The sequence below is a fragment of the Vibrio sp. YYF0003 genome (assembly GCF_036350715.1).
Lineage (GTDB): Bacteria > Pseudomonadota > Gammaproteobacteria > Enterobacterales > Vibrionaceae > Vibrio > Vibrio natriegens.
The window spans coordinates 42,849-50,579 of the sequence record NZ_JAZDWA010000013.1; the positions used below are offsets into that span (position 1 = coordinate 42,849).

Genomic DNA, 7,731 nt, shown 5'->3' on the forward strand with positions numbered 1-7,731 from the left:
AGCACCGCGGTGCTCTTTTTTATTTTGTTCGATTTGCTGTTATGCATTCACCGCTTTGTTGGGACGATGAGGAGGACAATCATTACGGTAAGGTATGATGTAAGCGTTACCTTCTTCGGGATGAATGATCTGATAGTACTGCGGCAAGTTAAAGTTAATGAACTTCGAAGCCACACGAGTATCGTCTTTCACCGAGGTATAGAAACTGTTAACCGAAGCAATCATCTCATCTTTAGAGCCACTGAACTGGTGATACACTTCCACCTGATTCGACTCATCAAGTACGTAGATGTTAAACCCCTTCTCGCTGTCTTCGAAGAAGAACTGCACTAACCCTTCACTAGCAAAGCCATCCACCGCATCCGGCATTTGATATTCTTGCTCGCGATCGAGCATTAGTAGCGGAGAACCTTTCAGCTTATTAGTTGAGATACTGCGATAGAAGTCGACGGAGTTTTCTAGCTTCTGTACCGATACGCCGCGGCGCTCGAAGAATAAACCATAGGTTTTCTCGCCAAGACGCATCGCTTTAAAGCGGCGACGTTTTTCTTGTTCGACAGGCTTCAAACGTAAGTCGATACACTCTGCCAGCAACTGATACACTTTATTACGCATCACACCGCGCATGTTTTTCGCGTAACAGAACACATCCACCGACTCTGGCGGAAGCGCATCCTGGTGCATTTTGCCCAAAATGGTTTTTAGTGCATCAAGCATCGCCGTCTCGCCTTTAAAATGCAGCGTACGAACTTCATGCCAGGAATTGCGGTAAACCAAATCAACACTGCCGACTAAGTTTTTATGCTCAGGACCAAAACTGAAAATATCAGTATTCTTCACATCTACTTTGAGCGAACGACCGGATAACTCTTCAGTAGGGTCACTTTCAAAGTTGATGAACATCGTCAACTGACTGATTTCACATGGACTCGCCAGAGCTTGCATAGTCGGACGGCGTTTACGCAATGCAAAGGTGTTACGTAAATCGCTCACCATTTGGTAGAACTTATCAATATCTAACTGCGCTTCACGTACGACAGCGTGCAAACGAGTCGATTCCGTGATCAGGCCATTGAAGAATGCCCACGAAACCAGTTTGCTCAGATATTCATGGTGTTCAAGGTATGGCTGACCCAGAATACGGTGTGCAACCAGCGGCTGTTTGTACAGATACCAACCGGACTTATTCACACCACCATTCTTCACTTCGATAAAGCTCAAATCCGGCTCATGTAAATCTGGTGAGATTTGAGGATTTAACAGCGTCACTTTACCCGGAAGCACCTCAAAAGCCGCATAAAGCTTACGAGCCAGAATACTGATGTCTTGTGGGCTGATCGCCGACGTGATGTCGTTACGACGCGCAAACTGGATAAGGTTACGATAACTCTGCATCAACGCATCCAACAGCGCATGATGCACCACTTTCACCTGTTCGACCTTCCAGTTACGGCGGTCGTCAAGTTCTGCCACCACGCTTTCATCCCAGTCCCAGCGGGTAATCATGTCGCTCAAGGCTTCACGACGCCAAGCAACAGAGCCAACACCCGGCTGACGAGAGAGTTTTTCATGGGTTTTAAGGTAAAAACAGCGGCGAACTAAGTCTAAACGCGTGTAGTCTTGAATACGTTCAAGGTAGCGAGTGACTTTTTCCAGCATCAAATAATACGCGTCCATACCGTAGAGATCAGGCTCATGGGCAAAGAAACGACGCTTAGTATCGATACTTAACAGTTGAGTGTGAGGGTATTCCCACGAGTAAGCTTCAAGCAAAATGGCTTTTAATACCGACTTGTAAGGAGAATCGATACTTTTGTACAACTGCCACAAATTCGAGCCAAAGTACTCTTCTGCTGGAATTCGGTTCAATTTGCCAAAGTCGATCCACTCTTTACAATCGATGTAACCATCGCGACAAAGTTGAGAAACGTACTCGTCGTAAGACTCTTCCATCTCTGGTGGCACAATTTGCCACAACAATCGCTGACCAGCGATACGCACGGCGCTGCGATAGAATTCATCAAGTAACAATAAGTGCTGTGATGAACCACAGTTATCACCAGTCATCTCTTCAGAATGGTTACTTCTGAAACGCTCTTCATCCATCAGGAAGAAGTTCGCCTCGACACCTTTCGTCTGCGCCCAATCAGTAATCAATAGACACTTGTTGGTGAGTAATTCACGCTCATCGCAGTCCATCTCAGGAGAAACACATACCCAAATGTCTAAGTCACTCGAGGTACTTTGACCAATCGATGAGGTACTGCCCATGGTGTACAGGCCAAGGATCGCTGGTTGCGCTGCATCCTCTAGCTTATCGCTAATGGTAAGTTGTGTATCGTCGATGAATTGCTGTTGAACGTCATTAGGCTCCAGACCATAGACACCAACTGGGACGTCAGCATCGTAGTAGCCCGGAATGACAGGGTGGTTGTAATTCAATAAGACAGGAATCAAGTGAAAAACTTGCTGGCTTTGCGAATCCATAAGCGCCAGCGCACGTTCAACACGTTGCTGATTCAATTTATCTAATCGCTGAATTATTTTTTGGGTGTAAGCCTGCAAGGGTAATTCCTTGGTTGAACAATCAAAGATACCTGATGATATTTTAAGCCCAAAAAGCCTAAAAACGTGATCAATTTAACACTTTTATTGTGTATGGTAAAGTTTCTGCTCTCTAATTCATTGCAGAGAAAAAACTATACCCCAGTCACAAAATTAACAGCGAGCTAGTGTCGCTTGTAAACGCCTCAAACTAATAATAGTCCTTAGTCTAATTGAGAATCTAGTCACACTATTTTCATAACATCATGTAATTCCATTCATAGCACCGCCAGATATCCAACTAACAGTAAGAATTTCTTGATGAGGATGGTAGGATAAAGCCAAATCCAAACAGCTTTGAGAAGATCATGACACAATCCACACCAATTCGCATTGCAACTCGAAAAAGCCCACTTGCTTTATGGCAAGCTCACTTTGTTAAAGATGCCCTTCAAGCCGCTCACCCGGGTTTAGAAGTCGAGTTAGTAACTATGGTGACCAAAGGTGACGTGATCCTAGATACACCGTTGGCTAAAGTAGGCGGTAAAGGTTTATTCGTTAAAGAGCTGGAAGTCGCTATGCTGGAAGGCCGTGCGGATCTGGCGGTACATTCAATGAAAGACGTACCTGTCGACTTTCCTGAAGGATTAGGCCTTGTCACCATCTGCGAACGAGAAGACCCTCGTGATGCTTTTGTTTCTAATACCTATAGCAGCGTTGATGAATTACCTCAAGGCGCGATTGTCGGCACATGCAGTTTACGCCGTCAGTGCCAGCTCAAGGAATATCGACCAGATCTCATCATCAAAGAGCTGCGTGGCAACGTAGGCACACGCCTTGGTAAATTAGATGCTGGCGAATACGACGCTATCATTCTGGCAGCCGCAGGCCTGAAACGATTAAAGCTTGAAGAACGTATCAGAAGTTTTATTGAACCTGAACAATCACTTCCAGCTGTAGGTCAAGGTGCAGTGGGTATTGAATGCCGCTTAGACGACGACCGCTTACTCAAACTGCTTGAGCCACTTAACCACAAAGATACTGAAGATCGAGTGCTGTGTGAGCGTGCAATGAACCTAACGCTGGAAGGTGGCTGTCAGGTTCCTATCGGTAGCTACGCTCTGCTTGATGGCGACAACGTTTGGTTACGCGCACTAGTCGGAGAACCAGACGGCAGCGAAATTGTCCGTGGCGAAATTCGTGGCCACCGTAAAGATGGCGAAGCACTCGGTATCCAATTAGCAAATGAACTGCTGGATAATGGTGCTCGCGACATTCTCACAAAGCTGTACGCAGATCACGACTAATCATGGCAGTGTTGGTCACTCGGCCGGGAGAGCAAGGCATTGAGCTTTGCTCTCTGCTCGAAAGGCACGGCATTCCCGCATACCACCATCCATTGATCGACATTGTTGCCGATCTTTCGGATACACAGCTCTCCGATCATCTCAATCACGCACACTTCATTATTGCTGTCAGCAGACATGCGGTGCAGTGCGCACAGCAAATATTATCAAACAACGGTATATCATGGCCTAAACACGCCATTTACCTTGCCGTTGGTCAAAAAACAGCACACTATTTAAGCAAATGCACGCAACAAAAAGTACACTATCCTCAAGTCAGTGATAGTGAACACTTATTGCAACTTCCAGCGTTAAACAATGTAGAAAAACAGAACGTTGTTATTCTGCGTGGAAACGGTGGAAGAGAGCTTATTAAAGATGCATTGGTGAGACGTGGAGCAAAAGTTCACTATAGTGAGACTTACAAGAGAGAATTCATCCCATTCGATCCAGTAAGCTGTGTCTCACTATGGAAAGCCCAACAAATCAATCAGATCATCGTCACTAGTGGTGAACAACTTGATTATTTGTGCAGCCAATTAACGTCAGATCAATTGGCTTGGCTTAATCAACGAGAGTTGTATATACCCAGTCAGCGTATCGCCGACATCGCAATTCAAAAGGGGTTCACTCAGGTGAGGTGCACAGGAAGCGCATCCAACCAAGAATTACTGGCTGCTCTCCAGCCCTAGCTACACAGGATAAAGGCATGACAAGTAAAAATAACGACCAAAAAAATAACGATAAAAACCTTGCTGAAGAAACCTCTTCGGCACCGCTAGCTGAAAAAGATACCCCGAAACAGGATGCTGAGCCTACCAAGGAATCATCACAACCTGCTGATACAGAAAAGCCAGCAGAACAAAAGAAAGTTGAGTTTGAAGAGAAACAAGGCAAGCGAGGCGTCAAACTGGGCACAGTCGCTATCATCTTGTCGATCATCTTTGGTGGAGGCTTAGCGTATAAGCTTCACGAACAACAGACTGACTACCAAGCAAAAATAGCTCAGCTTCAAAGCCAACTCGAACAAGCTCAAGCTTCTATGAAGCAGGAACTGACTCAGGTTAAAGAAGAAACTATTGAGAAGGCGACTACGGTAACGCATAAAGCTGAAGTGGTTCTTGGTCAGCAACAAAAAAGTATCGAAAGCCTTCAATTGGCTGTGGCTGACGTGAAAGGCCGCCGTCCAAACGACTGGTTACTGGCCGAAGCCGACTACTTAGTTAAACTGGCTGGTCGCAAGCTGTTCCTAGAGCACGACGTTGAAAGCGCAACTCAATTGATGGAAAGCGCAGACCAACGTATTGCTGCACTCAATGATCCGAGTTTAGTTAACCTTCGTAAAGCGATGGCGAATGACATCACTAAATTACGTACCGTGCCATTAATCGACCGTGACGGCTTAGTGCTACGTCTGACAGCCTTGCAACAACAAGTCGACAAAATGCCACTGGCGAATGCCCTACTTCCTGAAGCTGCGGCTGTGACTGAGCAAGAAGTGTCTGAAGACATTGCCAACTGGCAAGATAACCTGATGACGTCTCTGAAGGACTTCTCAGAAAACTTCATTACTTTCCGTACTCGCGATGGCAATGTCATCCCACTGCTTTCTCCTCAGCAGCATTTCTACCTTAAAGAGAACATCAAAGCTAAGCTAGAAACGGCTATTAAAGCGGTTTATCAAGAGCAAGGCGAAGTATACTCGACCTCGCTAAAAACAGCCGATAAATGGGCGTTAGCGTTCTTTAATCAGGACGATAACTCAGTAAAAGAGTTCAACAAAACGATCGGCCAGCTTAGCCAGCAAAACATCCAGGTTGAATACCCGGCTAAACTGGAAACTCAGTCTCAGCTATCTGATGTTATTCGTGAACGCCTACGTCGTGAAGTAACCACTATGACAGGCACGGAGGATAAGTAATGTTTCGTCTTATTTTCCTATTTGCCATTCTAGGAGCCGGCCTATTTGTGGGTACACAATACTCAGGCCAACAGGGTTACGTTCTGATCTCGATCGCCGAGAAAACCATTGAGATGAGTGTTACGACACTGGTCATTTTTGTTATCGCGGCGCTTGCTGGTCTGTTCATTTTAGAATACCTAATTAAGAAACTGGTCTACGCAAGTTCAAGCACCTGGAACTACTTCAGTGTACGAAAAATGCGTCGCTCTCGTCGCTACACCAATGAAGGCATCATCAAATTGCTAGAAGGTGACTGGAAAGGTGCAGAGAAGAAAGTCACTCGCTGGGCAAATCACCACGACATGCCACTTCTGTGCTACCTAGTCGCCTCAGAAGCTGCACAAGGCCAAGGTGATAAAGAGAAGCGTGACAAATATTTAGAGCTAGCGAGTCAGCAAGAAAACGCGCATCTAGCCGTTGAGCTGACCCGTGCCAAACAGTTTATTCGCGACAATGAGTTTGAAGCGGCATTCGACACGCTATCTTCACTAAAAAATCAGCACGCAAACAACCCGATTGTATTAAACCTGCTGAAAACTACCTACATGCAGTTGAAGCTATGGCAACCATTAATTGACTTGATGCCTCAGCTAAACAAAGCAAAACAGGTGACTGAAGACGAAGAAATTGAGCTGATTAAAACAGCACAATGCGGATTGCTACACGATGTTGCTCAACAACAAGGTAGTGAAGGATTGATTTCTCACTGGAACAGTTTGGCTCGCAAAGTAAAACAAGACCCTCATTTGATCGCATGTTTTGCTCGCGAGTTGATTGCCCGTAAAGCAGATAACGAAGCATTTACTGTATTAAAAGAAGCGTTAAATAAAACACCAGCACCGGAGTTATACGAGCTTCTTCCTGAGTTAAATGTACCAGACATCCATCCTATCGTTGTCTTCCTTGAAGGCGTAGTGAAGAAAGAGACAGATAATGCAGCAGCACACAGTGCGCTGGCTCACTTCTACTTCCGCCAAGAGAAATGGCATGAGTCTCAGGAGCAATTCGAAGCAGCTTTAAAACTACGCTCAGACGTCTCTGATTACGCTTTTCTAGCCGACACACTAGAGAAGCAGAATCTAACTAAAGCGGCACACGAAGTTTCTCGTAAAGCGCTGACACTCGTTCAAAACGATTAAGCAGACGGTACAAACCCATAGCTAAAAGCCGACATGTAAGTGTCGGCTTTTTTATCACCTTTCAATTATCCCCTCATTCCTCCCAGTAACCTCAATCCACAAACAAACCCACTATCTTAGTTCATTGCAATACCCAATGATTATTTCAAGCAACAAACTGGAGATATAGAAACGGAATTGCTGGAACTTCTCAATAGCACTGAAACGGGCATTCTCAGTTCAATCTAGACTTTTCCTTGTCGTCATCTTTATTCCAAGTAAAGAAAAGGATAGCTGCGTTCAGGCGACGTAAGCGGACAGGGCTTTACTAAAAGAATTGGATTATCAGGCGGGATCTATTGTTGAAACTAACCAGCAAATAGACTCTATTATGCATCTCCTCTTTCACTCATTAATGCTGCCGAATACACCTTATTACTCTCTGTAGACTGCGTTGTAGATAGGTTCTGACTTTTAGAAACGTGAATAGGAAAAACTGATAAGACCTTCTTGATTACATTCGATAGAAGAAGGACTTGGTAGAGTCGAAGATAATTGTGGTGACTACAGAGCGCCTTAAGTAGGAGCGCTCTAGATAGTAAAGTCAAAAGTATCAAAGCGATAAAACCGAGCACTCAGAATAGGCTTTGTAATATGTGGCGGAGTGGCTGGGGTCGCAGACGACGGGCAAACCTTTTGCGGGACTCATTGGTCGAAGACCAACTTAACTCAGCACAAACTAAAAGACCCCAGCATTTCT

General features: G+C 45.2%; 5 protein-coding genes. 4 read left to right on the top strand and 1 reads right to left on the bottom strand.

Going from position 1 to position 7,731, the window contains the following annotated elements:
- Positions 1-39: 39 nt before the first annotated feature.
- Positions 40-2,565: a class I adenylate cyclase gene (locus V1U08_RS22010; protein WP_330471422.1), complete on the bottom strand. Its 2,526-nt coding sequence runs from the start codon at positions 2,563-2,565 to the stop codon at positions 40-42.
- Between the two features lie 347 nt (positions 2,566-2,912).
- On the opposite strand from V1U08_RS22010, the gene hemC reads away from it, so the two are divergent.
- Genes hemC through V1U08_RS22030 form a run of 4 tightly spaced genes read left to right on the top strand, consistent with a single transcriptional unit; the run spans position 2,913 to position 6,992 of the window.
- Entirely contained in the window at positions 2,913-3,851 is a 939-nt protein-coding gene (gene hemC / locus V1U08_RS22015) for a hydroxymethylbilane synthase (protein WP_020334065.1), read from the top strand.
- Between the two features lie 2 nt (positions 3,852-3,853).
- Complete coding sequence (locus V1U08_RS22020; protein ID WP_014233341.1) at positions 3,854-4,582, top strand: uroporphyrinogen-III synthase; 729 nt, start codon at positions 3,854-3,856, stop codon at positions 4,580-4,582.
- A gap of 17 nt (positions 4,583-4,599) precedes the next feature.
- Positions 4,600-5,811, top strand: a complete 1,212-nt coding sequence (locus V1U08_RS22025; protein ID WP_014233342.1) for a uroporphyrinogen-III C-methyltransferase — start codon at positions 4,600-4,602, stop codon at positions 5,809-5,811.
- On the top strand, positions 5,811-6,992 hold the full coding sequence (locus tag V1U08_RS22030) for a heme biosynthesis protein HemY (protein WP_065300370.1): 1,182 nt from the start codon (positions 5,811-5,813) through the stop codon (positions 6,990-6,992). Before V1U08_RS22025 ends, V1U08_RS22030 begins: the two co-directional genes overlap by 1 nt.
- Positions 6,993-7,731 lie beyond the last annotated feature (739 nt).